General features: G+C 66.1%; 21 protein-coding genes. 6 read left to right on the top strand and 15 right to left on the bottom strand.

The genetic code is table 11. The annotated features are described in order from the left end of the window. Window positions 1-183: 183 nt before the first annotated feature. Together KEC55_RS32155 and KEC55_RS32150 are read left to right on the top strand one after the other, a co-directional pair. Complete coding sequence (locus KEC55_RS32155) at window positions 184-336, top strand: hypothetical protein (protein WP_282512742.1); 153 nt, start codon at window positions 184-186, stop codon at window positions 334-336. Then, entirely contained in the window at window positions 329-2503 is a 2175-nt protein-coding gene (locus KEC55_RS32150) for a DUF4132 domain-containing protein (RefSeq protein ID WP_282512740.1), read from the top strand. Before KEC55_RS32155 ends, KEC55_RS32150 begins: the two co-directional genes overlap by 8 nt. Window positions 2504-2527: 24 nt before the next feature. Here KEC55_RS32150 and KEC55_RS32145 read toward each other — a convergent pair whose 3' ends face one another. Next, the gene (locus tag KEC55_RS32145; RefSeq protein WP_282512738.1) at window positions 2528-3940 is read right to left on the bottom strand and encodes a PLP-dependent aminotransferase family protein; all 1413 of its coding nucleotides are present in this window, start codon (window positions 3938-3940) and stop codon (window positions 2528-2530) included. A 231-nt stretch (window positions 3941-4171) separates the two neighbouring features. Here KEC55_RS32145 and KEC55_RS32140 point away from each other — a divergent pair, with 231 nt between their 5' ends. Both KEC55_RS32140 and KEC55_RS32135 read left to right on the top strand, forming a co-directional pair. Further along, window positions 4172-5401 carry an NAD(P)/FAD-dependent oxidoreductase gene (locus KEC55_RS32140; RefSeq protein ID WP_282512736.1) on the top strand — a complete coding sequence of 410 codons (1230 nt, stop codon included), beginning with the start codon at window positions 4172-4174 and terminating at the stop codon, window positions 5399-5401. A gap of 38 nt (window positions 5402-5439) precedes the next feature. Further along, window positions 5440-6591 (top strand): branched-chain amino acid ABC transporter substrate-binding protein, encoded by a 1152-nt coding sequence (locus tag KEC55_RS32135; RefSeq protein WP_282512734.1) that lies wholly within the window; start codon window positions 5440-5442, stop codon window positions 6589-6591. A 30-nt stretch (window positions 6592-6621) separates the two neighbouring features. Here the strand turns inward: KEC55_RS32135 and KEC55_RS32130 are convergent, their stop codons facing one another. Both KEC55_RS32130 and KEC55_RS32125 read right to left on the bottom strand, forming a co-directional pair. Next, a complete protein-coding gene (locus KEC55_RS32130; protein ID WP_282512732.1) occupies window positions 6622-7539 on the bottom strand; it encodes a hypothetical protein in 918 nt (305 codons plus the stop codon). Between the two features lie 69 nt (window positions 7540-7608). Then, window positions 7609-7932 carry a TfoX/Sxy family protein gene (locus tag KEC55_RS32125; protein ID WP_282512730.1) on the bottom strand — a complete coding sequence of 108 codons (324 nt, stop codon included), beginning with the start codon at window positions 7930-7932 and terminating at the stop codon, window positions 7609-7611. 373 nt (window positions 7933-8305) lie between these two features. On the opposite strand from KEC55_RS32125, the gene KEC55_RS32120 reads away from it, so the two are divergent. Further along, window positions 8306-10249: an SMI1/KNR4 family protein gene (locus tag KEC55_RS32120; protein WP_282512728.1), complete on the top strand. Its 1944-nt coding sequence runs from the start codon at window positions 8306-8308 to the stop codon at window positions 10247-10249. 42 nt (window positions 10250-10291) lie between these two features. Here the strand turns inward: KEC55_RS32120 and KEC55_RS32115 are convergent, their stop codons facing one another. From KEC55_RS32115 to KEC55_RS32075, 9 genes are all read right to left on the bottom strand, one after another. Further along, window positions 10292-12028 carry a site-specific integrase gene (locus KEC55_RS32115; protein WP_282512726.1) on the bottom strand — a complete coding sequence of 579 codons (1737 nt, stop codon included), beginning with the start codon at window positions 12026-12028 and terminating at the stop codon, window positions 10292-10294. 153 nt (window positions 12029-12181) lie between these two features. Beyond that, on the bottom strand, window positions 12182-12676 hold the full coding sequence (locus tag KEC55_RS32110) for a hypothetical protein (RefSeq protein ID WP_282512724.1): 495 nt from the start codon (window positions 12674-12676) through the stop codon (window positions 12182-12184). Window positions 12677-12892: 216 nt separating this feature from the next. Next, complete coding sequence (locus KEC55_RS32105) at window positions 12893-14017, bottom strand: porin (RefSeq protein WP_282512722.1); 1125 nt, start codon at window positions 14015-14017, stop codon at window positions 12893-12895. Window positions 14018-14329: 312 nt separating this feature from the next. Further along, entirely contained in the window at window positions 14330-14713 is a 384-nt protein-coding gene (locus tag KEC55_RS32100; protein WP_282512720.1) for a BON domain-containing protein, read from the bottom strand. Between the two features lie 81 nt (window positions 14714-14794). Further along, window positions 14795-16354 (bottom strand): class I adenylate-forming enzyme family protein, encoded by a 1560-nt coding sequence (locus KEC55_RS32095; protein WP_282512718.1) that lies wholly within the window; start codon window positions 16352-16354, stop codon window positions 14795-14797. A 96-nt stretch (window positions 16355-16450) separates the two neighbouring features. Continuing rightward, complete coding sequence (locus tag KEC55_RS32090) at window positions 16451-17227, bottom strand: SDR family NAD(P)-dependent oxidoreductase (RefSeq protein ID WP_282512716.1); 777 nt, start codon at window positions 17225-17227, stop codon at window positions 16451-16453. Window positions 17228-17250: 23 nt separating this feature from the next. Next, the gene (locus KEC55_RS32085) at window positions 17251-18507 is read right to left on the bottom strand and encodes an acyl-CoA dehydrogenase family protein (RefSeq protein WP_282512714.1); all 1257 of its coding nucleotides are present in this window, start codon (window positions 18505-18507) and stop codon (window positions 17251-17253) included. After that, window positions 18419-19660 carry a thiolase family protein gene (locus KEC55_RS32080; protein WP_282512712.1) on the bottom strand — a complete coding sequence of 414 codons (1242 nt, stop codon included), beginning with the start codon at window positions 19658-19660 and terminating at the stop codon, window positions 18419-18421. The genes KEC55_RS32085 and KEC55_RS32080 overlap by 89 nt, the downstream gene beginning before the upstream one ends. Window positions 19661-19711: 51 nt before the next feature. Then, on the bottom strand, window positions 19712-20497 hold the full coding sequence (locus KEC55_RS32075; protein WP_282512710.1) for an enoyl-CoA hydratase/isomerase family protein: 786 nt from the start codon (window positions 20495-20497) through the stop codon (window positions 19712-19714). 290 nt (window positions 20498-20787) lie between these two features. Between KEC55_RS32075 and KEC55_RS32070 the strand changes: the two genes are divergently transcribed. Continuing rightward, window positions 20788-21825 carry an AraC family transcriptional regulator gene (locus KEC55_RS32070; protein WP_282512708.1) on the top strand — a complete coding sequence of 346 codons (1038 nt, stop codon included), beginning with the start codon at window positions 20788-20790 and terminating at the stop codon, window positions 21823-21825. 450 nt (window positions 21826-22275) lie between these two features. Here KEC55_RS32070 and KEC55_RS32065 read toward each other — a convergent pair whose 3' ends face one another. The 3 genes from KEC55_RS32065 to KEC55_RS32055 all read right to left on the bottom strand — a co-directional run bounded on the left by KEC55_RS32065 (window position 22276) and on the right by KEC55_RS32055 (window position 23607). Next, window positions 22276-22836, bottom strand: a complete 561-nt coding sequence (locus KEC55_RS32065; protein WP_282512706.1) for a hypothetical protein — start codon at window positions 22834-22836, stop codon at window positions 22276-22278. 87 nt (window positions 22837-22923) lie between these two features. Beyond that, a complete protein-coding gene (locus KEC55_RS32060; RefSeq protein WP_282512704.1) occupies window positions 22924-23115 on the bottom strand; it encodes a DUF2964 family protein in 192 nt (63 codons plus the stop codon). Window positions 23116-23130: 15 nt separating this feature from the next. Beyond that, window positions 23131-23607, bottom strand: coding sequence for a universal stress protein (locus tag KEC55_RS32055; RefSeq protein WP_282512702.1), 477 nt, complete (start codon window positions 23605-23607; stop codon window positions 23131-23133). Window positions 23608-23645 lie beyond the last annotated feature (38 nt).

The raw sequence follows: 23645 nt of genomic DNA, 5'->3' as shown, positions 1-23645 counted from the left end.
GTTCGGCGCGAATCGCGCATTGCGGGAGAACTGTACGTCTTATGAAATGGCCGGACGGCCGGAAACCTTGCGCAGCAAGGCCGTATCGGCCGGGAAAGCCCGCCGCGCGGGTATTCGTCCGACTGTCTCGATAGGGGTGCAATACTGTGCGACCGCACGGTTTTCATTGCCGGAGTCAGACCCATGCCGCACACGATCGAACCAGCAGCCGGCCTCGGCGGCGCGATCAGCGCCGCCCGACCAGTACAGATGATGAAATGGTGTCAGAACGTAACGCCCGACCGCGCCGGCACTGGTGCATCGCGCGCCACCGGCAAGGAAACCGCCCATGACTGATCGCGATCTCGCCGCGCGGCTCGTCGCGCGACTGACCGGCAGCGCCGACCATCCGCGCTTCACCGGCGCGCCGATCGACCTGTCGACGCTCGATGCCCACACGCTCGGTACGGTCTGGCCGGCGCTGCGTCGCGCCGAGCACGCGCTCATGCGGCGCGACCACGCATACGACGACCCGCGCGCCGAATTCGCACGCTGGCTGCGCGGGCAAATCGATGCGCTCGGCCTCGTGCCGCTCGTCGACGCCGATGCCGCACTCGAACTGTTCCGCGACATTCCGCCCGGCGGATGGAAACGCGCGCTGGAAGACCTGCCCTGCCTCGACGCGCTGCCGTCGCCCGCGCTGCAGGCCGAGCTCGCGCGCATCGCGGGCGAACCGGAAGACGGCGAGATCGGCGCGGCATCCGCCTATGGCGCGTACGCGCTCGACTGGTTCGCCGGCCGCCGCGACTTCTCCGCACGGCGCGATGCGTATGCGCAGGCGCTGGCGGATTCGCCGTTTCGCGTACGCGAACTCGACGTGCTACCCGAACTCGGCGCGCCCGCACTGCTCGCACTGGCCGCGACGAACGACGGTTATTTCGCGCCGAAGCGGCTGTGGCTCGACCTCGGCGACCCGGCCGTCACGCTCGCGGAAGACGCCGCGTATGTCGGATTCGCGCGCGACGCGCTGACCGAGGCCGCGCAACAGGTCACCGCGCTTCATGCCGGCGCGGTGCCGTACGAAGCCGATCGCGCATTCACGACCGACGACGCGCAGGTCGTCGCGCGCGCCGCGCGCGTGGCCGCCTATCGCGACGAAGCGTGGCTGCGCCCGCTGATCGGGCCGCTGCTGACCGGCGTATGCGTGGCGCCGACAACCGCGAAGACGGCGCCGTCGCAGTCGCTCGCGATCGCACTCGGCCACGCGGTCGAGACGATCCCGACGCCCGAGAGCGTGCGGGCGCTGCGCGATGCGCTGGCCGCCGTGCGTCACGCCGGCGTGCAGAAAAAGCTCGCGCGCAACCTGAAGCCGGCCGAACGCGCACTCGGCGAGCGGCCGCATACCGCACTGCGCATGACGCTCGACGCGAAACCGGACAAAAAGCAGCTCGCGATGCTCGCCACGTGCATGGAAGCCGGATTCTGGCAGCCGATGTCGCTCGGTCATGCCGAATGGCGCGAGCGGCTCGTCGATGCGCCGGCCGGCGCCGCGTTCTCCGCGCGGATGATCTGGCAAGCGCGCGACCGTGATGGATCGACGCAATCGTTCATCCCCGACATCGCGAAAGGCAAGGTCGTGCTGCGCGACGTGAGCGGGCACGCATGCGACCTCGCGGATGACTGCGAGATCCGGCTCTGGCATCCGCTGCTGGCCGACGCGGACGAGCGGCTCGCGTGGCAGCGCGCGATCGTCGGCCGCACGCTCCGGCAACCGGTCAGGCAGGCGTTCCGCGAGTACTACGTACCGGCCGACGGCGACGCGTCGGCCAACGATTCCGCGATGTTCGAAGGTCATGTGCTGTCGAGCCGACCGCTGCTCGGCGTCGCGCGCCGCGAAGGCTGGTCGATCCGTGCGTACGACGACGGGCTCGCCCGCGAATTCGGCGACGTACGCGCAACCTTCCTCGTCGATGCGCGGCTTTTCCCCGGAACGGAGGGCCACGGCACATCGCGCCGGCTGCATTTCGAGCGCCGGCACGACCGGCGCTGGGTGCCGCTGCCGATCGGCAAGATCGACGCGGTCGTGTTCTCCGAAGTGGCGCGCGCGGTCGACCTGCTCGTCAGCGTGGCCGCGTTCGCGCTCGACGACGACGCGACACGCGCGGCGACCGCCTCGCTTGCAGCGGACCCGGCTCGCCTGCGCGAGCTCGAATCCGAACGCTGGCAGCGCCTGAACCGGTTGTCGGATCTGCCGCTCGGCGTGATGGCGCGGCATCGCAAGCACGTGCTGTCGCTCGTGTTCGCCGAACCGGTTGCGCAAGGGAAGATCACGATCGACGAACGCCACGTGCGTGTCGGCGCGTGGTCGGTGCATTGCGCGACCGGCCGCGTGACACGCGACGGCGAGCCTGTCGATGCCGCGATCGAGCCGCCGCCGTCGCCGCTGCGTGCGGTGCCGTGGCTGCCCTACGACGAAGCGCTGTTGCAGCGGATCGTCGACGTCGTCGCGGATCTGCTCGACTAGGGCCTGTTCACGCCCTGGCCGCGGTCAGATCGAGCCGAACAGCGCGCGCGGCCGGTCCTTCAGCGTGCCTGACAGGATCCGCAGCCCGTTGACGAGCTCGTCGCGCGTGGCCGGGCACGCGAGGTTGATGCGCACGCCGTGCTCGATTTCCGCGCGGTCGACCGCGAACGTCGACGACGGCATCACGATCACGCCGCGCGCCTTCGCGTTCGCGGCGAAATCGTCGGCGCGCCAGGGCGGCGGCAGCCGCAGCCACACGAACATGCATGCCGGGTCCGACTTCAGTTGCCCGGCCGGCAGCAGCTCTCGTGCGAGATCGACGCGTGCGCGGATCTCCGCGAGCTGCGCGGCCATGATCCGCTCGGCCGTGCCGTCCTCGATCCATACCGTCGCGATCAGCATCGACGTCGGCGCAGGCATCCATGCGGTCGTGCGCACGGCTTCCGCGCACAGTGCGACGCTGTCGCGCGGGCAGCTCAGGTAGCCGAGGCGCAGCCCCGGCGCGAGGATCTTCGACGTCGCGCCGATATGGAACGTCAGCTCGGGACACAGCCCCGCGATCGCCGGCAGCCGGTCGCGCACGAGCGGCCCGTATACATCGTCCTCGATGATCGTCACGTGATGGCGGCGGGCAATGTCGACGAGCGCCATCCGGCGCGCGAGGCTCATCGTCGTCACGGTCGGGTTCTGCAGGTTCGGCACGACGAAGATCGCCTTGACCGGCATGCGCTGGCAGATCCGTTCGATCTCGTCGGGCAGCAGGCCGTCGTCGTCGGCCGGCGCGCTGACGATCTCGAACTGGAATACCGGCGCGAGTGCCTTGAGGCCGTAGTACGTGAGGCGATCGGCGACGATCACGCCGTCGGTGCCGATCAGGCTGTTCAGCACCGCATACAGCCCGTGCTGCGCACCGCTCGTGACGACCACCTGGTCGCGCGACGGCGTGAAGCCGGGCGCGGCGAGCCACTGCGCGCCGGCCGCGCGTGCCCAGTCGGGGCCTTGCGGCGGTTGGTATTCCTGCAACGCGGCGAAACGCGGGTCGTTCGGCAGCGTGCCGAACGTCTGCGCGAGGCTCGCGAGAAATTCACCGGTGGCCGGCCGGTTGACGGTCAGGTCGATCACACCGTTGCCGGCCGCGAGCGACGCGCGAGCCGGTTCGATGCTCGGCATCGCACCGCCGGTGACGAGCGAGCCGCGCCGCTTGCTGCCGATCACGAGGCCGCGCAGCTGCAGTTCCTTGTACGCACGCGACACGGTCGACACGTTGATGCCGAGTTCGGTCGCGAGCTGGCGCTGCGGCGGCAGGCGGCTGCCCGGCGGATACATGCCGTTGCGGATTTCCGCCTCGATCGAGCTCGATACCTCGACATAAGTCGGCCGCTTCGCCTGCGCCGGCAGGCCGCTGTCGCGCTCGCCTGAAAGTTTGTCTGATGCCATTTGTCGCCCGTGACCACACAAAAAGCGTTTGTCTGCCGTTTTGACTTGCCCAGCGATTGTATATGACATCCCCGCCCCGTCAAACGCTTACGGAAAAGTCTGCTGAATCAATGAATTGGAATCGGGTAAACACTAGCGCCACACAATCGCTTTTTGATTGCACACAAAAAATTACTGTGTGATTCTTGATCGCAACTTTGTGTGAATCACGTGGACCGGAGGGGAAGCGTCATGGCGAATGTCGCCATCGTGGGTGCAGGCTTCATCGGGCTCGGCGCGGCGGCATGGCTGCAGCGCGACGGGCATCGCGTGACCCTGTTCGATCCGGCCGGCGTCGGCCAGGGTGCGTCGTTCGGCAATGCCGCGACGTTCGCGCCGTACGGCTGCGTGCCGGTGAACGGCCCGTCCGTGTTCCGCAACATGCCGCACTTCCTGTTCGCCGCCGACAGCCCGCTGCGCATCCGCTGGCCCTACCTGCTCCATGGCGCACCGTGGCTCGCGCGGTTCCTGCTGGCATCGACGCCCGCGCGCCACGCACGCAGCGCGAGCGCGCTGGCCGCGCTGCTGTCGCGCGCCGCCGACGGCTATGCGCCGCTGCTCGCTGCGCCGCGGCTCGCGGCGTTCGTGCGGCCGCGCGAATGCCTGTACCTGTACGCGCGGCAGGCGTCGTTCGATGCCGCGCAACCGTCGCTCGCGCTGCGGCGCCGGCTCGGCGTACCGTTCGAGACGCTCGACGCGAGCGCGATTCGCGCGCTCGAGCCCGCGCTTGCACCGATCTTCACGCGCGGCGTGCTGTTCGTCGGCAGCTGGCATTTTTCCGATCCGCACGGCTTTCTCGGCGAACTGTTCGCGCAACTCGCCGGCGGCGGCGCGACGCTCGAACGCGCGCGCGTCGAGCGGATCGCGCCCGCCGGCGACAGCGTGACCGTGCAGGCAGGCGGCACGGTGCGCGCGTTCGATCACGTCGTCATCGCCGCGGGCGCCCGCTCGCGCGACTTCGCGGCCGCGTGCGGCGACGCGGTGCCGCTCGATACCGAGCGCGGCTATCACGTGCAGTTCGGCACGCCCGGGCAGATCGTCACGCGGCCGGTCGGCTGGGCCGAACGCGGCTTCTACATGACGCCGCTCGACGAAGGGCTGCGCGCGGCCGGCACCGTCGAACTCGGCGGCTTCGACGCGCCGATGAACCCGTCGCTCGTCGCGCTGCTCACGCGCTCCGCACGCGAAGCCGTGCCGTCGCTCGGCACGCCGACGCGCAACTGGCTCGGTTTCCGGCCGACATTGCCCGACGGTGTGCCCGTGATTGGCCGCGCGCGTGGCAGCGCACGCGTGATCCACGCATTCGGTCATCAGCATCTCGGCGTGACGCTCGCCGGCATCACCGGGCGGATCGTCGCCGACCTCGTCGCCCAGCGCGCACCGCCGCTGGACCTCACGCCGTACCGGGCCGCGCGATTCTGACGCGCGCCACGACTTCCACCAACGCAAGGAGAGGCATCATGCATCGTCGAAACTGGCTGGTATGGCTGGCCGTCTGCTCGATCGGCACGATCGCGGGGGCCGCGCAGGCGGCCGACCCCGAAACCGTCAAGATCGGCTTCGCCGGCCCGCTGACGGGGCCGGTCGCGCGCGTCGGCAAGGATCTTCAATACGGTGCGCAGCTCGCACTCGACGAGGAAAACGCGAAGCATCCGACCATCGGCGGCAAGCCGGTGCGCTTCGTGCTCGACGTGCAGGACGATCAGGCCGATCCGCGCATCGCGATCCAGGTCGCGCAGAAGCTCGTCGACGACGGTGTGGTCGGCGTGATCGGCCACTACAACTCGGGCTGCAGCATTCCCGCGTCGGCCGTCTACAAGCAGGCGAGCGTCGCGATGATCACGCCCGGCTCGACCAATCCGCAGCTGACGATGCAGGGCTTCAAGAACGTGTTCCGCACGATGGGGCACGACGGTGTCGGCGGCGTGGTGGCCGGCCACTTCGCGGTCGAGCAGTTGAAGGCGAAGCGGATCGGCATCATCGACGATCGCACCGCGTTCGGCCAGGGCCTCGCCGACGCCTTCGAGAAAGGCGTGAAGGACGCGCACGGCAGCATCGTCGGCCGCGAATACACGAACGACAAGGCCGTCGATTTCCGCGGCATCCTGACGACGATGAAAAGCAACAACGTCGACCTGCTGTTCTTCGGCGGGCTCGACGAACAGGGCGCGATGCTCGTCAAGCAAATGCGCTCGCTCGGCATCCGCGCGCAGCTGTTCGGCGCCGGCGCACTGAAAAGCAACGCATTCCTGAAGATCGCCGGCAACGCGGGCGAAGGCACGCAGGATCTCGAGCCCGGCCCCGCGCTCGACAAGCTGCCGTCCGCCGTCGCGTTCGCGCAGCGCTACAAGGCGCGCTTCAACCAGGACGTCGAGCTGTATGCGCCGTTCGCATACGACGCGGCGCTCGCGATGATCGCGGCGGTCCGCAAGGCCGATTCGCTCGATCGCGCCAGGATCGTCGCGAGCCTGCCGGGCGTGTCGGTCACCGGCGTGACCGGCAAGATCTCGTTCGACGAGCGCGGTGACCTGATCAAGCCGCCGTACACGTTGTTCCGTGTCGAACAGGGGCAATGGCACAGCATCCGCACGGTCGGCGGCGCATCGAACTGACGCCGGGCGGCGCGACGGCGGATCGCACCGTCAGCGCGCCGCCTGCTGCCGCTGCACCTCCTGCGCTTTCATCTGCAGATATGCGCTTCGCTCGACCTCGTGCAGTTGCTGCGGATACTGCTCGGTTGCGTCGAACCAGCGCGCGAGGCGCTGGTCGAGCGGCTTGTCGAGCGTCGCGAGATACGTGTCGATCGCGAGGTAGTAGCGCATCGTGTTGCGCTCCAGCAGCCCGCGCACGCCGCCGATGTACTGCGGCTGTGCGGCCGATGCGCCGACGTTCGTGAACCCGACCTTGTCGCTGCCGACCGTCGCGAGGTAGGTCTTCATCGCCATCCGGCCGACCGTGCCGAAACCATACGAATACGTGAGGTGCAGGAACGTGCGCGACGCGCCGACCGGCACGGCCTCCAGCGCGATCCGGTAATCCTTCGTGCCCATCGGGCCGCTGTCGGCGGTCAGGTCGACCTGGAAGTAGTCGGGCGTCGCGGCCGCCACGCGATAGCGGAACTGCACGCGATAGGTATCCGACAGCTTCTGCTGAATCTTGCGGCCGAGGTTCACGTCGAGCACCGGGCCGTTGCTGTCGCTCGACGCATGGCAGTATTTCGTGTTCAGGTGCAGGATCAGCACCGCGCACCAGTTCGCGGGGCCTTGCGCGGGATCGTTGAGCTGGCCGTTCACGGCCGCAAACGGATGGTCGACCACGGCATAGATGTCGCCCTTCAGCGACGACGACGCCTCCGCCGATTCAAGGACCAGCGGCCGGTGAAACGCGTTGTCCTTCAGTTGCGCGCCGAGGCTGTGATAACGATCGAGCAGCGCGGCCGCGCCGTTCGTGCCGTCGGCGCCGAACGACAGCACGCTCCAGCCGACACACAGGGCCGCAACGAGCGCGTGCCAGACGCGGCGGGCACGCCACGCGCCGCGCGGATGTCCGGATGTCCCCATTCTTGTACTCCCTGCCGCGCGAGGGTCGCGCGCATGTGTCACAGAATACGCCGGCATGTCGCACTACCGCTATCGGCTCCGCTTCACCGGCATCGGCAACTGCGCGGCGGTGATCCGGATCAGTGCGGACAGCCATTCGCGGTCATCCCAGCGATCGCCGGCGATGACGAGGTGCGGTTTCGCGCTCGGATACGGCGGGCCTTCCTCGCAGGCGCCGAGATACGCGCGCCCTTCCGGTGTCGGCTTGACGAACAGCCGATCGTCGCAGACGAGCGCGACCATCCGGCCGTCGCAATAGATGCCGTATTCTCCGAACATCTTGCGGGCCGATACCGCGCCAGCCGCCGCGATCTGCTCGACGATGAAATCGACCGTGCTCTGGCTCGATGCCATTCACTGCTCCTCGCAAAGCATCTATGACCGTCGTGTGCGCCGTCCGTTCCGCTCCATTGGCGGATACGCTGCGGCGCATCATCCTTTCGTCGACGGAAAGCCTGTTCCAGCACAGGTGCGCCTCCCCAGCCGACAATCTCCTGACACACCTGACAGTTACGTCACGGCGCGATGAATCGTCCAATAGCGCTTCACAAAAATCCGGCTTCGATCGTGCGTCGGATGCGACGCGCGGGCTGCCTGGCCCGACAATGGTGTACCCCGAAGCATCACGACGAGGATTTCGATGAGCGTACCCGCCCACTTCCCTTCATGGCTCAGGCTAGCCTACGAACGATGCAGGTATCTCGTCCCCGGCGCGATGCTGAGTGAGATGATTCCGATCGATGACGCTGCATTGCGTGTCACGGCCGAGGACGTCATCGCACCCGACGACGTTCCTTCCGTTGCGCTTGCCGCCTGCGACGGCTACGCGTTGCGTGCGGCCGATACGGCAACGGCCTCCCGCGCCGAACCCGTCGAGCTCGATTGCGAACTCGGGCTGGCCCCGCTGGCGTCACGCACGGCCAGCCCGGCCGCCCGTGCGCTCGCCCCACGGCGAGCGGCCAGCATTCCGGCCTACGTCGCCATGCCGGATCACGCCGACACGGTTGCGCCGAAGACGGAGCATCGATGGATCGACGCAAACGCGGGCGCACGCCTGCGGTTCCATGCGCCGCTGGCGGCCGGACAGCACGTGATCGCCGTCGGCAGCGAATTCCGGAAAGGACAGGTGCTGCTCGCGAAAGGGATGCGGATCACGCCCGCTCGGCAGGCGGTGCTGATCGCGGCGGGCGTGCGCGACATTGCCGTCACGAAGCGGCCGCGTATCGGCGTCGTGATCGCCGGCTACGACAGCGTGCCGCCGGGCCACGCGCGCGAGCCCTGGCAGCGATTCGACTCGATCGGGCCGTATCTGCGCGCGGTGCTGCGGCAATGGGGTTACGAGGTGCCGGCCGTCGAGATCCTGCCGTTGCCCTCGTCGTTTCCGTGGTCGTCCGAGGTGGAGCGCAACGAACGAGAATTCAGGCAACGGCTGGCCGCGCTTTCCGGCCGTTACGACCTGATTGTCGGTGCCGGATTGCCGGCTGGTGCACCGTTCGAGATTCGCGGCCTGAATGCGCAGACGATGTACTCGAACAGTCGCGAGACGATCCGGATCAAGCAGACACCCGGCGACCGGTTCAATGTCGGACGGAGCGACGACCGTTCGCCGCCGACGAAGTGGACCGTGCAATCCACCAGGCCGGACGGCTCCGTCTACCGAACGGAAGCGTTCGTCAGCTACGACCAGACCGTGCTCGTCAATCTGCCGGGCCATACGAGCGGCGTCGCCGCGCTGATGCACGCGATCGTCCCGCACGTGCTCGATCTGCTGGAACATGTTGCGGCGCCGGGACCGTACTGGGAAACCGCGCTGACCGCGCACGACATCGCACCCGATGCCGAATGCAACGGGATGCGGTGGGGCACCCTGTCCGCAACCGAATGCGGCGAAGCGCGAGTCCGCCTGCTGCCGTTCCAGGGTGACGGACCGATTCGCGGTATCGCCGAGGCCGATGTGCTCGTCGCAATCCCGGCGGGCGTCGATGTGCTGCCGGCCGGGACGCCCGTTCTGTTTCTGCGGCTGGACGGTACGGGCACGCGCGCATCGCCCACCGCCGTGACGCCGGACGCCCCCGCGAACGTTCCGGCGCAACCGCCGCAGACCGCCCCCTCCCCCGACGCACCGGTTGCCGGCACCGCGACGCCCGACGTTCGCGGCGCGTGGACACGCATCGAGCACGCGATCGCCGCCCATCCCGCCAGCTTGCCGGGCGGCCTGAACGGGCCGGCCGACGATCATGTGCTTGCCGAACTGCATGCCGTACTGGGTTCGACGCTGCCCGATGACGTGATCGACAGCCTCCGGCTGCACGACGGGCAAGCCGATCCGGACGCCGTCTTCACCGAAAGCGACGCATTGCTCGGCGCGCAGGAGATCGTCGCGCAATGGTCGATCTGGCAGAAACTCGTTTCCGACGGCGACTTCGACGGCATGACGTCGGAACCCGATGCCGGCATCCGCGACGACTGGTACAACCTCAAGTGGATTCCGTTCACGCACGACGGCAGCGGCAATCATCTCTGCCTCGACCTCGATCCCGCGGAAGGCGGCGTGATCGGCCAGGTGATCCGCGTGTGGCATGACGACGAGCTGCGTGAGCACGTCGCATCGAGTTACGCGGAATGGCTCGCGCGCGTGGCGGCGGAACGCGACGGCCCGGCCGCCGATTGACCGGCTCGGGCAAACGAGCGAAAGCGCCGCCGCGCCATCCGCTTACTTGTCGGCGGCAAATGCACTCGACATCTGCCGCGCGCGCTTCACATCGTCGCCGTGCAGATAAATCGACGTCGTCGAGATCGACGCATGCCGCAGGTTGTCGCGCACCGTCGTCAACTCTGCGCCGCGCGCAAGCGCGTGCGTCGCATGCGTATGCCGCATCCAGTGCGGGCTCGCCTGGCGCAGCTTCTGCGCGAGCGCCGGGTTATCGGCCTCGACGGCCTCGGCCGTCTGCGCAAAGAATCGCTGCATCACCTTCCACAACCGCACGCTCGTGATCGCGGCCGCCTCGTCTTCCGCCAGGCTCGCGATCAGCGGCGTATCGGGCCGCCAGCGCACAGGTGTGACCGGCAGCCGGCGCGCGACCAGATAGCGGTCGAGCGCCGTGCGCGCGAGCGGCGGCAGCGCGACGCGTGCGGCCTTGCTCCCCTTGCCGATCACCTTCAGCCACGCGTCGCCGTGCGCGTCCGTCTCGATGCCGCCGAGCGTCGCGCCGACCAGCTCGCTCGCGCGCAGCCCGGTCGCATAGCCGAAATCGAGAATGAAGCGCAACCGTTGCGCGGCAGCCGGCGTCCAGCCTGACTGCGGTGCGCCGTCAGCGCTGCGCTTGCGGAACTCGAGCCCGTCGGCGATCGTGCGGACCAACAGCCACTCGCCTTCGGTGAACGCATGCGATGTATCGAGTGCGTTCGCGCCGCGCGTATCGCGCACCTTCACGCCCGCGAACGGATTCGCGAGCAGGTAGCGCTGCTCGATCAGCCAGCGGAACAGCGCGCCGAGCACCGACAGCGTGTACGCGGCCGAGCGCGCGGAGAGCGCACCCGAGAACGGCCGCCAGTCGGGCGCACCGCGCGGCCGCACGGGCCCGACCCAGCGCTCGTGCGGCGTCGGGCGGCGGATGAACGCGCGATAAGCAACTGCGTCCTCGGTCGTCAGCGACGACAGCGCGCGGCCTCGCTCGACGATTGCCCACAGGATCAGCCGCTCGGCCTCCTTGCGGTATGCGCGCCGCGTCGCGGCCGATTCGTGCAGCGACAGCCATGCGTGCACGGCTGCGTAGTCGTTGTCCGCGTCGAGTGTGCTGGTCGCGCGCGGCGCGCGGAACGTGCCGGCCGAGCCGTCGACCTCGTGCGGCAGCTTCAGCTGTTCCCACGGCACGATGCTGCCGCGCGGCGTCGCGGCGATCAGCGCGCGCGCCCGTTCGGTCAGGTCCGGATGCGCGGCGAAGAACGCCTCGATGCGCCGTGCGCTGGCCACGCCGAGGCCTGTGATCGCACTCCACCACTGGCGCCGGCGCGGAATCCGCACCGTCAGGTCGGCCAGCGTCGCGATGCCATGCGCACGCAGCGCGACGACCGCGCGCGCAGGCAGCCACAGGCCGACGTCGTCGCTGATCTGCGGGAATGGCGCACGCGCATGACGCAGCAGGCCGATCGCTTCGGTTGCCGCTTTCGCCTCCCGTAAACGCTCACCATCGGAATGACCAAGCCGTTCCGCGAGATCGGGCCGACCGGCCTGCCGCGCGACGCGCACGAGGCGGCGGCGAATCGCGCCGATCACACCGCGCGCCGATCGCCCCTCGCCCAGGCGATCGGGCAAGTAGCGCTCGACGGCCTGGCGCACGGTCATGCCCGCATACCACGCGCGCAGCGCGGCCAGTTCGTCGGCGTCGGGAAAGCCTGCGGGCGCAGGCGCGGAATCGGGGGAAGGCGGTGAAATGAGGCGCGGTTTCATGGGCGCCAGTTTGACAGAAGCGCGTGCGGCCGAGTATCGGCAATCGACATCGTCCGGGAAAAACGGCGCTCGGGGGGCTTTGATGACTTCAAGAAATGCGTCACGACAGCGCTTGATACGGTCCGGCGGGCGCGCGCCGACGAATTGGCGAATTCATGTACGGCTGCGGTGCGAGCGAAGCCAAATCAACTGGAATATCGATCCCAGCACAAACACGCCCAGCCACACGGCGAGCGATCCGCGCACGATCGGGGATTCAGGCCCGTTCGCGAGGGGATGACCGACCGGCAGCCGTGTCAGCGTCTCGTTGATCCCGGGGATCAACAGCAGAAAGAAGCTGAACGTGAATGCGAACTGGGCCAGGTACGGCTGCGCAGGCACCGAAACCTTGATACGCGGAACGAGCAGTCCGCCCAATGTCGCGAACAGCGCCACGATGCCGAGTGCGTGCCCGACATTGAAACCGCCGGTACTGGACAAGCCGAACGACGTGAGCACGGATACCACCATCCCCGTCACGTAAATCCTGGCGGACCGGGTTGAGCTGTCGATCCCCCGATATCGGGCCACGCTATAGAGACCTGCTGCAACCGTCACCAGGCTGACGATGGTGTGGACCGCGCCCAAAGTAGAAATGGGATGAGACATGAGATGACAACTCCTGTTGAAGGCGAGGTTCCGGATCGCCTTGACGCTCGCGACGTGAGCGAACTCGGGGGATCAGCCAACACTCGCAAAGTATCGGGCTGGCGAGTCGAATCAATCGTTCGAAGCATGCGTCCGCATCAAGCCTCCAGGGAATACCAGGCGACGTCGTCGTCGCCCGGTTCACACTTCGCCACGCGCGTTGCGACGAAGCCCTCGCTAGAAAGCGTGACGGATGCCCAGCATGGCCGCCGTCGTACTCATGCCCGCCGCCACGGGCTGTCCGAACGTGATTGGCTGGGTCATCGTTCCACGGTTGTTCACATGCCCGACCTGCGCGTAGACGAGCGTCGCCTTCGACAGGTTGTACTCCGCGCCGACTGCAACTTCGGTCGACTTGTTGGTCGAATTGTTGCGGTCCTTCAGGTAGTACACGCCGCTGGTCACCTTGAACGCAGGCGAGAACTGGTAGCCGAGGCCGACCGAATACAGGTCGAGGTTGATCAGGTCGGAATGCGAAGGATTCCTGCCGTTCGAATACGATGCGGAAATCGACAAGGCACGGTACGTGTAAAGCGCACCCAGATAGAGAAGGCGGTTGTTGGCCAGTCCGGTGGCCACCGTCGTCGGGCCGGGGTTCGTGTCGTGGCCAATGTAGTAGCCGGCCGCGAGGCGAAGGCCATAGTTCGAATATTTCAGTACGGCAGACTCCCGCGTACCGCCCTGGAAGCTGCCCGGCACGCCGCCCGGTGCGTACTCGAGTGCCGCGGACAGGCCCGCGAACTTCGGCGATTCATAGACGATCGCGTTGCTGTCGTACAACGCGCCGATCGGCGCGTTGGTGCTGACGCCCTGCCAGCCGGCAGCCTGGTTCATGCCGAGCCATGCCGTCAGCGTGCTGCCGAAATAATGCGCGCCCCGTACGTCCGTGTCGGCCATTGCATAGGCAATCGGCACGATCTGCCGACCGAAGTTCAGCGTACCGAACGGTCCCGATACGCCAACCGTTGCGATCTGGTTGAACTGGGCCGCCGTGCCCGGCGTATCGGACAGGTTGAACCTGCCGCTGCCGCTGTCGAATTCGCCCTGCAGTTTGAAATTGACGCGATACCCGCCACCGATGTCCTCCGATCCCTTGAGGCCCCATGCGCTCGCGTAGATACCACCGTCCTTGTAGCGATAGACCTTGCCGAGATTCGGCGCATTCGGGCTCAACGTGGCCGCCGACGTGCTCTGATACAACATCCCGGAATCGATGACACCATACAGCGTCACCGAGGACTGGGCATGTACTGCACTACCTGTTGCCGCCAGCACGGCAGCAGCGATCCATTTCAGTTTCATTGTGTCTCCGTTTTTTGCTTGGAAGCGGCCTGTTGCGACCGCTTTACGTACCGAACACGCCGGGTGTTTCGCCTCGACGCCCACTACGCCCGTCGATGGCGTCCTGGTCGCCTGGTGCTACTCGTCAACGCGCTGCACCGGATTCGCGGCGCTGTCGGCCTCAACGACATCGCAATCGCGCCGGTCGGGAGCGAACGCGTGCAAATGCTCGGCGGCGCACGGGTTCCGGCCGGGTGGCCATGGGGAGTCGCTCCGGCACCGGAACCCGGCAGTTCCGCACCGTCATCCCGGCTCCCCCGATGGGCGAACCTTTTACGAACCATCGAACGGTTTTTGCACGACGATCCTGTTGGTCACGGAGGTGACTCCCGGCACGCCCTTCGCAATCTCCGCAACCTCGTTGACCTGCGCAGCGTCCGTGACCGTGCCGCTCAGCGTCACCGCACCGCCGCTCGCGACGACGCCGATACTGCCGGCACTGATCTTCTTGTACTTGCCGAGCGCGGCATACACTTTCCGCCTCAGCGCGCGATCGGATTGCCGTGTGCCGACGGGAGCGGTTGCGCTTTCCGCAGCGGATGCAGCCGGCATACCGGCGGGTGCGCCGGCAGTCTGGCCTGGCTGCGGCCATGCGTTGCCGGACGCGGCCAGAATCAATGCCGCAATCGCCAACGCGCGCATCTGAATATTTTTCATCGAATGCTCCGTCATCCTTAATAAGGTGATCAATCTTCACAACCCCGCGTCAACTTCTGCCCGCATGCCGCATCGAGCTGCCTAGCTGACCTTTCGCTGCATGTCTTGCCAGTACTTTTCCTTGACCGCGCGCCGCAACACCTTGCCGACCACCGAGGTCGGCAACTGTTCGACGAACACGATCGATTTCGGCGCCTTGTAGCTCCCGAGCTTTTCCTTGGCGTGCGCGATCAGTTCGGCGGCGTCGACCTCGGCGCCGGCGCGCAGCATCACTTCCGCGTGCACGGCCTCGCCCCACTCGGGATGCGGAATGCCGACCACGGCGGACATCATGACGGCCGGATGCGAGGCCAGCGCCGCTTCCACTTCGATTGCGTAGACGTTGAAGCCGCCGCTGATGATCATGTCCTTCAACCGGTCGACGATGTGCAGGTAGCCGTCCTCGTCGATATAACCGAGGTCGCCCGACTTCCATGACGCGTCCGCAAATTCGGCGGAGGTCGATTCCGGATTGTTGTAATACCCCTTGATGATGGCCCGGCTGCGGATGCGGATTTCGCCGCGCTGGCCGGTCGGCAGCGGATTGCCGTGCTCGTCGGTCACGTACACTTCGACGCCCGGCGTCGGCCGGCCGGCCGAAGACAGACGTTCGACGGCCGCCGGTCCCGTCACGTGTTCCGCCTTGTCCAGCGTCGACACGAACATCGGGACTTCGGTAGCGGCGTAGACCTGCGCGAAGATCTGACCGAAGCATGCGATCAATTCTTCGAGCCTGGCGGGACTCATCGGTGCGGCGCCGTAGATCAGGGTGTTCAGCGAGGACAGGTCGCGCGGGCTGGCGCGCTGTAATTCGAGCAGACGGTACAGCACCGTCGGAACCAGGAACGAATGCGTCACGCGCTGCTGCTCGGCCGTTTTCCGCCACTGCTCGAGGTCGAGTTGGTTGAGCGTCAGGTTGGTTCCGCCGGCATAGAAAGTCGGGATGAAGGCGACCAGCGTGCCGTGCGAGAGCGGCGCCACGTGCAACATGCGCGTACGGCTGTTGAAGCCGAAATCCGGATTGCTGAAACCGCCGTCGCGGCAGGCCATCAGGTTGTCGATCGAGTACATCGCGCATTTTCCCTGGCCGGTCGTGCCGCCGGTAAAGCGCAACATGCAGATGTGCTCGTCGTCGTCCAGCTCGACGTCGGTGTCGCGATCGGACGCCTCACCGACCAAGTTCCAGAACGCATGCACGCCGGGGCGCGCAGCCTGCTCCGACGTCGGATCGTCCATCACGACGATCTCGCAGCCCGCCGCACGCAACATCGCGTAGTAGCCATCGAGCAGGCGGGTTTCGATGAATACGACCTTCGGCCTGACCAGTTCGATCTGCCGCGCGTGTTCTTCCGGCGCGTCCCGCAGGTTGGTCATGACCACCGTACCCTCCTGCTTGAGGACGGTCGGCAGCATCATTAGGCTCAGGTTGTCGTTGTCCAGGACGAGCAGGAACCTGTCGCCCTTGCCGACCCCGAGCGCGTTGCGCAGCGCATCGGCGATGCGGTTGGTCAACAGGTGGTAGTCGTGGTAGCTGTAGCTGCGGCCGCGCTCCACATTGACGATCGCTTGCCGGTCGCGAAAACGCAGCGTCATCAGGCGCATGATGCGGCAAAAGTTCATCTTCACGGATTTGTCTCCTTTGTTCTCCGCCCTTCCTCGTCCCGGAGGAAGGGCGGCCCTGCCGCCGGCGCCGTGCGCTCAGCGCGCACGCAGGCGCGACGCCGCGTCCAGACGGATCGTGTCCGCGTTGAGGTACGCGTTTTCGATGATGAAAGCGCAGCAGTGCGCAAATTCCCGCATGTCGCCGAGGCGCCGGGGCGCTTCGATCTGCGACGTCAGTGCGTTGACGATCTTTTCGTCGAGCGATTTCACCATCGGCGTCAGGAACAGGCCCGGCGCAATCGCATTGACGCGGATGCCGACGTCGCCGAGTTCCCGCGCTGCCGGCATGTTCATGCCGAGCAGCGCCGCCTTGGAGGCGGCATAGGCGACTTGACCGATCTGCGCCTCGTAGGCGGCACCGGACGAGATGTTGATCACGACGCCGCGCTCCTCCCCGGCTTCCGGCTCATTCCTGGCCATCTGCTCCGCGCATTTCGACATGACGTTGAACACGCCATCGACGTTGACCGCCGTCACCTGCGCGAACTTCGCCAGGGGCGTGGCCTTGCCGTCCTTGCCCAACACCTTGCACGGCGTGGGCAGCGCCGCGCAGTTGATGCAGACGTGAACCGTGCCGAAATGGCCAGTCACGGCCGCGATCGCGTTCTGTACGGATTCCTCACTTGCGACGTCGGTTTGCACGAACATTGCGTGTTCGGCGCCGATCTCTTCGACGGCCCTGGCGCCGGCTTCGGCGTTCAGATCGAAGATGGCGACGCGCGCGCCCTTTTCCTGTACCAGATAGCGCGCCGTGGCGAGGCCGAGGCCTGAAGCGCCGCCGGTAATGACGATGACTTTTCCTTCGATACGCATGATGTGTCCTGTGGCGATGGTGCTTAGAACGCCGGCACGCCGGTCAACGCGCGGCCGATAATGAGTTGCTGAATCTGGGTCGTGCCTTCCGGAATCGGCGCGATGATCGCCTCGCGCGCGAGCTTCTCGACAAGGAATTCGGTCGTGACACCGTTCCCGCCGTGGATCTGCACGGCCTGGCGGGCGATCTTCACGGCTGCTTCGCAGGCGAAATACTTGGCCATCGCCGCTTCCATCTCGGCCGGCACGCCGGCTTCGATCATCGACGCTGCGCGGTAGGTCAGCAGGCGCGCCGCATCCACGTGGGTCGCCATTTCGGCCAGCATCGCGGCGATCAACTGGTGACCCGCGATGACCTTGCCGTGCTGGCGACGCTCCGTTGCATAGCGAACCGCCTCTTCGAGCGCTCGACGACCGATGCCCAGCCCCTGTGCGGCGACGAACACGCGCGACCGTTCGAACAGCGAGAGCGTATTGCGCAGCCCCTCGCCTTCATTGCCGATCATGTTGGTGGCCGGCACGCGCACATCGGTCAGGAAGATCTGTGCGGTGGACTGGCTGTTGAAGCCGATCTTGTGGATGCCGCGTACTTCGTAGGGGTGTTCCTTGCGGTCGAGCAGGAAATGCGTCAGCCCCTTGCGCGGATCGTCGCTGGTGCGGCAGGTGCAGATCAGGAAGTCCGAGTACTCGCCGTTGCTGATCCAGGTCTTTTCGCCGTTGATGATGAAATGATCGCCATCGCGGCGCGCACGCGTCCTGATCTCCAGCACGTTGGAGCCGACGTCGGGTTCCGAAATGCCCATCGAGACGAAACTGTCCCCGCTCAGCAGGCCGGGCAGGTAGCGTTCACGCAAATGCGGAGGCGCGACCTTCTCGAGCAGCACGACGCCGAACGAGTTGATCAACACCGGCACCGACAGGTCAGCCGAGGTGGTCGCCACCTCCTCGAACAGCATCAGCGACGTCAGCCAGTCCAGGCCCATGCCGCCGTTGGCTTCGCTCGCGATGCCCGACACCAGCCCGAATTCCGTCAGCCGGCGCATGATGTCGGCCATCTTGTCGCGCGGCACGAACGTGTCGCGGTATTGCTTGCTGAAGACCGGATCGATCTCGGCGTCGAGGAAGCGTTTCAGCCCATCGACGGCTGCCTGTTGCTCTTCGTTGCGGAATACGTGTCCCATGGCAGCCTCCTTATTGTTTCGCCAGGATGTTGACGCCGACCACGGCCTCTTCGATGCCGTACAGGCCACCGCCGTTTTCCTGGATCGCGATACGTGCATCTCGAACCTGGCGCTGTCCGGCTTCGCCGCGCAGCTGCGTCACCAGTTCATGAATCTGGCCGAGACCGGTCGCGCCGATCGGATGGCCCTTCGATTCGAGGCCGCCGGACGGGTTGATCGGGATGCGCCCGCCGACCGTGAAGTCGCCGCGTTCGGCTGCGGGGCCGCCTTCGCCGAACGGCACCAGCATCAGCGATTCGGCGTTGAGGATTTCCCCGATCGCCGACGCGTCGTGCACTTCGGCAACGTCGACGTCCTGCGGCGTGACACCGGCCTGGTCGTAGGCTTTCTTCGCCGCCAGATGGGCGATGATCTTGTGCGGCTCGTCGATACTGCGCGTCGTGCCGGTCTGAATGACGCTGGCCAGCACGCGAACTGCACGTCCAGCCTCGCCTTGCAGACGCTTGAGGCCGGCGGCGGTGCACAGCACCGCGGCAGCGGCGCCGTCACTGATCGGCGAGCACATGGTCGTCGTCAGCGGATAGGTGATCGGCGGTGAAGCCAGCACCTGCTCGATCGTCATCGGCTGCTGGAATTGCGCCAGCGGGTTATGAACCGAGTGCTGGTGGTTCTTGGCGGCCACCGCGGCGATCTGGCGCTGCGTGGTGCCGTAGCGCTTCATGTGGTTGCGCGCGATGGCGGCGTAGACATCCATGAACACGCTGTACGGACGCTCGGACATGGTGCCGGGCGGCGGCTCGACGCCTTCGCCCATCGCCAGCAGCGTCGTCTTGTTTTCGTCGACGGTCGAGACGTCCCAGCCGCCATCGAACGCGGCGAACATCTTGGCCTTGTCGGCGATGTTCATCTTTTCCGCCCCGACGGCCAGCGCGATGTCGCAGGCCCCGGCGCGCAGCGCCATCACGGCCAGGGTGAATGCCGAAGAACCGGATGCACAGGCGTTCTCGACAGTGAACACCGGAATGCCTTCGATGCCGACGCGGCGCATGGCGATCGGGCCGGGAATCGCGGTCTGCCCCTGGAACAGGCCATTGGTCAGCGTTGCATAGAATGCCGAACCGATGTCGGCCGCTTCCGCGCCGGCATCCTTCAAGGCAAGGGCGACGGCTTCGCCGACCATGTCGTAGACGCTGCGCTCCAGCAAGCGGCCGAACGGCGTCATGCCGACACCGGCAACATAGATATCGTTCATGTAATTCCCGAAAGAGGAATGAGAAATGAGGTCTGAGGAAACCGGAGCGGCTCAACGGCCCTGGAATCGCGGCGCGCGCTTTTCGGCAAACGCCTGCAAGCCTTCTTGCAGGTCGAAGCTGCGCAGATGGCGACGCAACATGACTTGCTCGTGCAGCAACGCGTCGTCACGGCTCTTGTCAGTGGAGGTGCGCGCAACTTCCTTCATGCGCCGCAAGACGACAGGGCTCTTTTCGGCAATCCGGCCGGCCAGCTTCATCGCCGCATCGGACAATTCGGCGTCGGGATGCACTTCGGATACAAAGCCGTAAGCCTTCATCTCGCTCGCCGACAGCGTCTTGCCGGTCAACAGCAGATACATGGCAACATTCTGAGGAATCAGCCGCGGCAGGACCGCCGCGCCGCCGGCGCCGGGATAGACGCCGAAGTTGGCGTGGGCGTCCCCGATGGCAGCGCTTTCAGCTGCGATGACGATGTCGGCGCACATGGCCAGTTCCAGGCCGCCGGCCATGGTTACGCCGTTGAGTGCGGCGATCACCGGCTTCGGGAAATTGCGCAGGCGTGCAAGCGTTGCGTCGGCGCAGTCGAGGAAATCCGCCTCGCCCGCCTCCGCCTTCTGGCTTGCCAGCACCTCCTTCAAGTCCGCGCCGGCGCAGAAGGCGGGACCCGCGCCGGTCACGACCACGACGCGAATATCATCATCGGCGGCGATCTGTGCCAGCCGGCGGTCGAGTTCGGCCAGCAGCGCGCCATTCATCGCGTTCATCGCCTTGGGGCGATTCAACGTCAAGCGCGCGACCGCGCCAATCGTGTCAAACAGCAATGCTTCTTCGGTCATGATGTCTCCGGATTGTCTTGGAATGTTTTCGTGGCGGAGAGGCCCAGACCTGCCCGCGATAGGAAGTGATCATAGGCAGGGGGAAACGACCGCGCGGCTCTTTGGAGCGAAAAGTGCATTCCGCAAAGCAATCCGCGGTAATGATTCGCAGCACACACGGGCGAACGTGAACGCGCAAGGAAGCGGTGCCGTTCCGGCACGTTCGAATGGCGGCCGTCACGAGGGTGCCGTGAGTGGTTCGGCCGCGGTGTAGAATCGGCGGCAAGACTGTCTATCGACCTTGCCGCGCCTTGAAACCTGACCGCCAACCATCCCGCGCCGCGACGCAGGAAGCGACGACCATAGGGGGGTACTGCACGGCAATCGCCAAGACCCTGCAAGCCAGCGGCATGGACAGCGAGCGCATTTTCCGCTCCGTCGGCGTGCAGCCGCAGATGGCGAACGGCCCGATGGTCCGGCTGCCCGCCTCGACATTGGCCAGGCTATACCGTGCCTGCGTCGAGGCCACTCACAATCCGTACTTCGGCCTGTCGGTCGCCCGGCACATCCACATTTCCCATTTGCACGCGCTCGGCTACGCGCTCGCGGCCAGCAGCACGCTGCTCGACTTCTGTCGGCGGTTGGAGCAGTACTTCCGGCTGGTGTCGCAAGCGGCAACCGTTCGCGTCATCGAAGATGGCGACACGATCGCCGTGCGCGCCACCGATTTCAGGATCGAGGTCTGCGGCGAAACGGAAGACGCATTCGTCGGGTTCCTGGTACACACGATGCGCATGCTGCATCGACCTGGGTTCAACCCGCTGTCCGTCGAATTCCATCGTGCGATGCCGCGCGAAGGCGACGAGCCGTACCGCGCACTGATGCGGGCACCGGTCAGCTTTTCGAATCCGGCCACGACGCTGACTTTCGACCGGCGTGACTTGATGCAACCGCTCGGCGGCGCCTGCCCGGAACTGGCACAAGTCAACGACAACATCGCGAATCAATATCTTGCGCGGCTGGACAAGCACGACGTGGTAACCGGGGTCACGCAGAAAATCATCGAACTGCTGCCCTCCGGCGAGTGCAGCAGGGAGAAGGTGGCCGAAGCGTTATGCGTGAGCCCGGCTACGTTGCAGGTGCGATTGGCCCAGCGCGGCACCCATTTCCTGCAGATCATGGACGACACGCGCCGGGAACTTGCCTGCAACTACGTCAGGCAGCGAACCAGCTCCGTCACCGAAATCGCTTTCCTGCTCGGATTCACCAGCACCAGCAATTTCGCCCGCGCATTCAAGCGATGGACGGGCGTATCGCCTACGCAATTTCGGGATGCTCCATCCGAGTAGAACGTTTCGTCGTGCCAACACAAGTCAACCGAGCCGATCGAAATCGTCCTTGTTCGCTTGGGTGATCCCGACCAAAGGGATGAGCTGATCATCGAAGGATTCCACGAAATGTCCGGGTATCGTGGCAGGGCGAAGCGGCCTGGGTGACAGGCACAAACACTCACGGGCAGTCACGACTCCTGTCGGACAGTGAAGCCGAATCATGTGTATGCGCCGCGCGTCGCACGCCGTGAACGATGCTCCGGTTTGGAACAGCCGACGATCCGAACCGAGGCACCACGATGACGCGCGCGATGCGTTCGCGCAGGCGTGGAAGATTCAGACGGAAAACGCGGACCTGGAAGAAACGTTGAAGCGGCTGAACGTGGACACACGCCCGGACGGCGCGTCAGCGCCTGGTACGAGCGGCACGTAATCTCGCTGGAACCGGTGATCGTCAGGACGACGACATCACTGCTGACAGGGATCGTCGCGGGACAACATATCGACGTGACCCGACGCGTGCGCCATCGCATGACCATTGGCGGCAAAGCGCTGCCTGGTGTTAGACATCATCGCAAGGACGACTTGCGACTCATCGAGGCCCGGCTTCCCCATCAGCTTTCTGACGCATTCAAGCGTGCCGAATACGCGCGTCAACCCTTCGATCGCGCCGGCACGCGTGTCGCCGTGCATCATGAAATCGCGCTGCGCAGCCGCGTAGTGCAGCATCGCCGCGCGCTGTATCGGGTCCGGGTATTGATCGTAAATGTACTTCCGGACATCGTCGCGGATGCCGTCACCCTGCGAGTCGATTCCGCCGATGGTATCGGTGAAGTCCGTCGAACGATCGCCATAGCGGTCGGCTGCCGGATGTTGCGCCGTCGTGCCGGAAGCACCCGCCACCGACGTACCGGACGCCGCTTGCGAACCGAATCCTGCCGGCACCGCCGCAGTGTCGGCCCGAGGCAATACAGGCAGCGCGGCCGCGCCCATGATGACGGCGACGGCCGCAAGGTCCCTCGTTTTCATTGTTGTCGCGCTCGCGTTGTTGTTGTCGTTCTTCGAGCACTATAGTGCCTGCGCTCATTCCTTCAAGAAGAGATGCGCCTTCCCGCGTCACTCCTCCCCTTTCGCGCCCGGATTGAGCATCACGACGAAGCCGGTCACGCCGACGATCAACGCGATCGCGCCGCCGCGCAGTGCCATCGTTTCATCGAACAGCAGCCCCGTCACGACGGCCATCATCCCCGCGAGCGACACGAACACGGCAATCGCCGCGACGACGATGCGGTACTGGCGGCGTATCATCGCGCGCTCGCCGCGTTACGCTGCCGCGACCGCCGGCTCGTCGGCGTCGTCGCCGCGAATCAGCAGCACCGGACAGTTCGAGCCGCGCACGAAGCGCTCGGCGACGCTGCCGAGCAGCACGCGCCGGATGCCGCGCCGCCCGTGCGTGCCGACCACCGCGAGATCAATGCCGCGCTCCTTCACGTAACGTTGCAGGCGCTCCGCGATATCCTCGCCGATGCTCTCGGTCTCGACGAGTTCGGCTTCGCCGCTCGCACCGGCCAGCGCGATGATCTGTTCGGCTTCGCGCAGCACCTTGCGCCCGTCGTCGCGGATTTCCTCGACGAGCGCGTGGGGATCGATTCGGCCCGCATAAGTGAACAGCACCGACTTGTCGACCACATACACAACCCTGACGTGCGTATCGCCCGCCAGCGCCACCTTCACGGCCTCGGCAAGCGCCTGTTTCGACGAAGCGCTGCCGTCGACGGCCACCATGATCTTTTCGTACATGCGAACCTCGCTGGGGTGAACTGCCGCGCGCGATATCG

Source organism: Burkholderia cepacia (assembly GCF_029962485.1).
Classification (GTDB): Bacteria; Pseudomonadota; Gammaproteobacteria; order Burkholderiales; family Burkholderiaceae; genus Burkholderia.
The sequence above is the reverse complement of the archived record's forward strand: the minus strand, read 5'-3'. Positions and strand labels throughout refer to the sequence as shown.

What these genes read in the sequence shown, in the direction of transcription:
- KEC55_RS32150 (WP_282512740.1), top strand. Translation starts at nt 329, where the DNA reads ATGACTGATCGCGATCTCGCCGCGCGGCTCGTCGCGCGACTGACCGGC.
- KEC55_RS32130 (WP_282512732.1), bottom strand. Translation starts at nt 7,539, where the DNA reads ATGGGGACATCCGGACATCCGCGCGGCGCGTGGCGTGCCCGCCGCGTC.
- KEC55_RS32085 (WP_282512714.1), bottom strand. Translation starts at nt 18,507, where the DNA reads ATGCACGTATCGCGATCCAGGAAAACGGCGGTGGCCTGTACGGCATCG.
- KEC55_RS32100 (WP_282512720.1), bottom strand. Translation starts at nt 14,713, where the DNA reads ATGAAAAATATTCAGATGCGCGCGTTGGCGATTGCGGCATTGATTCTG.
- KEC55_RS32145 (WP_282512738.1), bottom strand. Translation starts at nt 3,940, where the DNA reads ATGGCATCAGACAAACTTTCAGGCGAGCGCGACAGCGGCCTGCCGGCG.
- KEC55_RS32110 (WP_282512724.1), bottom strand. Translation starts at nt 12,676, where the DNA reads ATGTCTCATCCCATTTCTACTTTGGGCGCGGTCCACACCATCGTCAGC.
- KEC55_RS32155 (WP_282512742.1), top strand. Translation starts at nt 184, where the DNA reads ATGCCGCACACGATCGAACCAGCAGCCGGCCTCGGCGGCGCGATCAGC.
- KEC55_RS32075 (WP_282512710.1), bottom strand. Translation starts at nt 20,497, where the DNA reads ATGACCGAAGAAGCATTGCTGTTTGACACGATTGGCGCGGTCGCGCGC.
- KEC55_RS32135 (WP_282512734.1), top strand. Translation starts at nt 5,440, where the DNA reads ATGCATCGTCGAAACTGGCTGGTATGGCTGGCCGTCTGCTCGATCGGC.
- KEC55_RS32055 (WP_282512702.1), bottom strand. Translation starts at nt 23,607, where the DNA reads ATGTACGAAAAGATCATGGTGGCCGTCGACGGCAGCGCTTCGTCGAAA.
- KEC55_RS32120 (WP_282512728.1), top strand. Translation starts at nt 8,306, where the DNA reads ATGATTCCGATCGATGACGCTGCATTGCGTGTCACGGCCGAGGACGTC.
- KEC55_RS32060 (WP_282512704.1), bottom strand. Translation starts at nt 23,115, where the DNA reads ATGATACGCCGCCAGTACCGCATCGTCGTCGCGGCGATTGCCGTGTTC.
- KEC55_RS32125 (WP_282512730.1), bottom strand. Translation starts at nt 7,932, where the DNA reads ATGGCATCGAGCCAGAGCACGGTCGATTTCATCGTCGAGCAGATCGCG.
- KEC55_RS32115 (WP_282512726.1), bottom strand. Translation starts at nt 12,028, where the DNA reads ATGAAACCGCGCCTCATTTCACCGCCTTCCCCCGATTCCGCGCCTGCG.
- KEC55_RS32090 (WP_282512716.1), bottom strand. Translation starts at nt 17,227, where the DNA reads ATGCGTATCGAAGGAAAAGTCATCGTCATTACCGGCGGCGCTTCAGGC.
- KEC55_RS32065 (WP_282512706.1), bottom strand. Translation starts at nt 22,836, where the DNA reads ATGAAAACGAGGGACCTTGCGGCCGTCGCCGTCATCATGGGCGCGGCC.
- KEC55_RS32140 (WP_282512736.1), top strand. Translation starts at nt 4,172, where the DNA reads ATGGCGAATGTCGCCATCGTGGGTGCAGGCTTCATCGGGCTCGGCGCG.
- KEC55_RS32095 (WP_282512718.1), bottom strand. Translation starts at nt 16,354, where the DNA reads ATGCGCCTGATGACGCTGCGTTTTCGCGACCGGCAAGCGATCGTCAAT.
- KEC55_RS32080 (WP_282512712.1), bottom strand. Translation starts at nt 19,660, where the DNA reads ATGAACGATATCTATGTTGCCGGTGTCGGCATGACGCCGTTCGGCCGC.
- KEC55_RS32105 (WP_282512722.1), bottom strand. Translation starts at nt 14,017, where the DNA reads ATGAAACTGAAATGGATCGCTGCTGCCGTGCTGGCGGCAACAGGTAGT.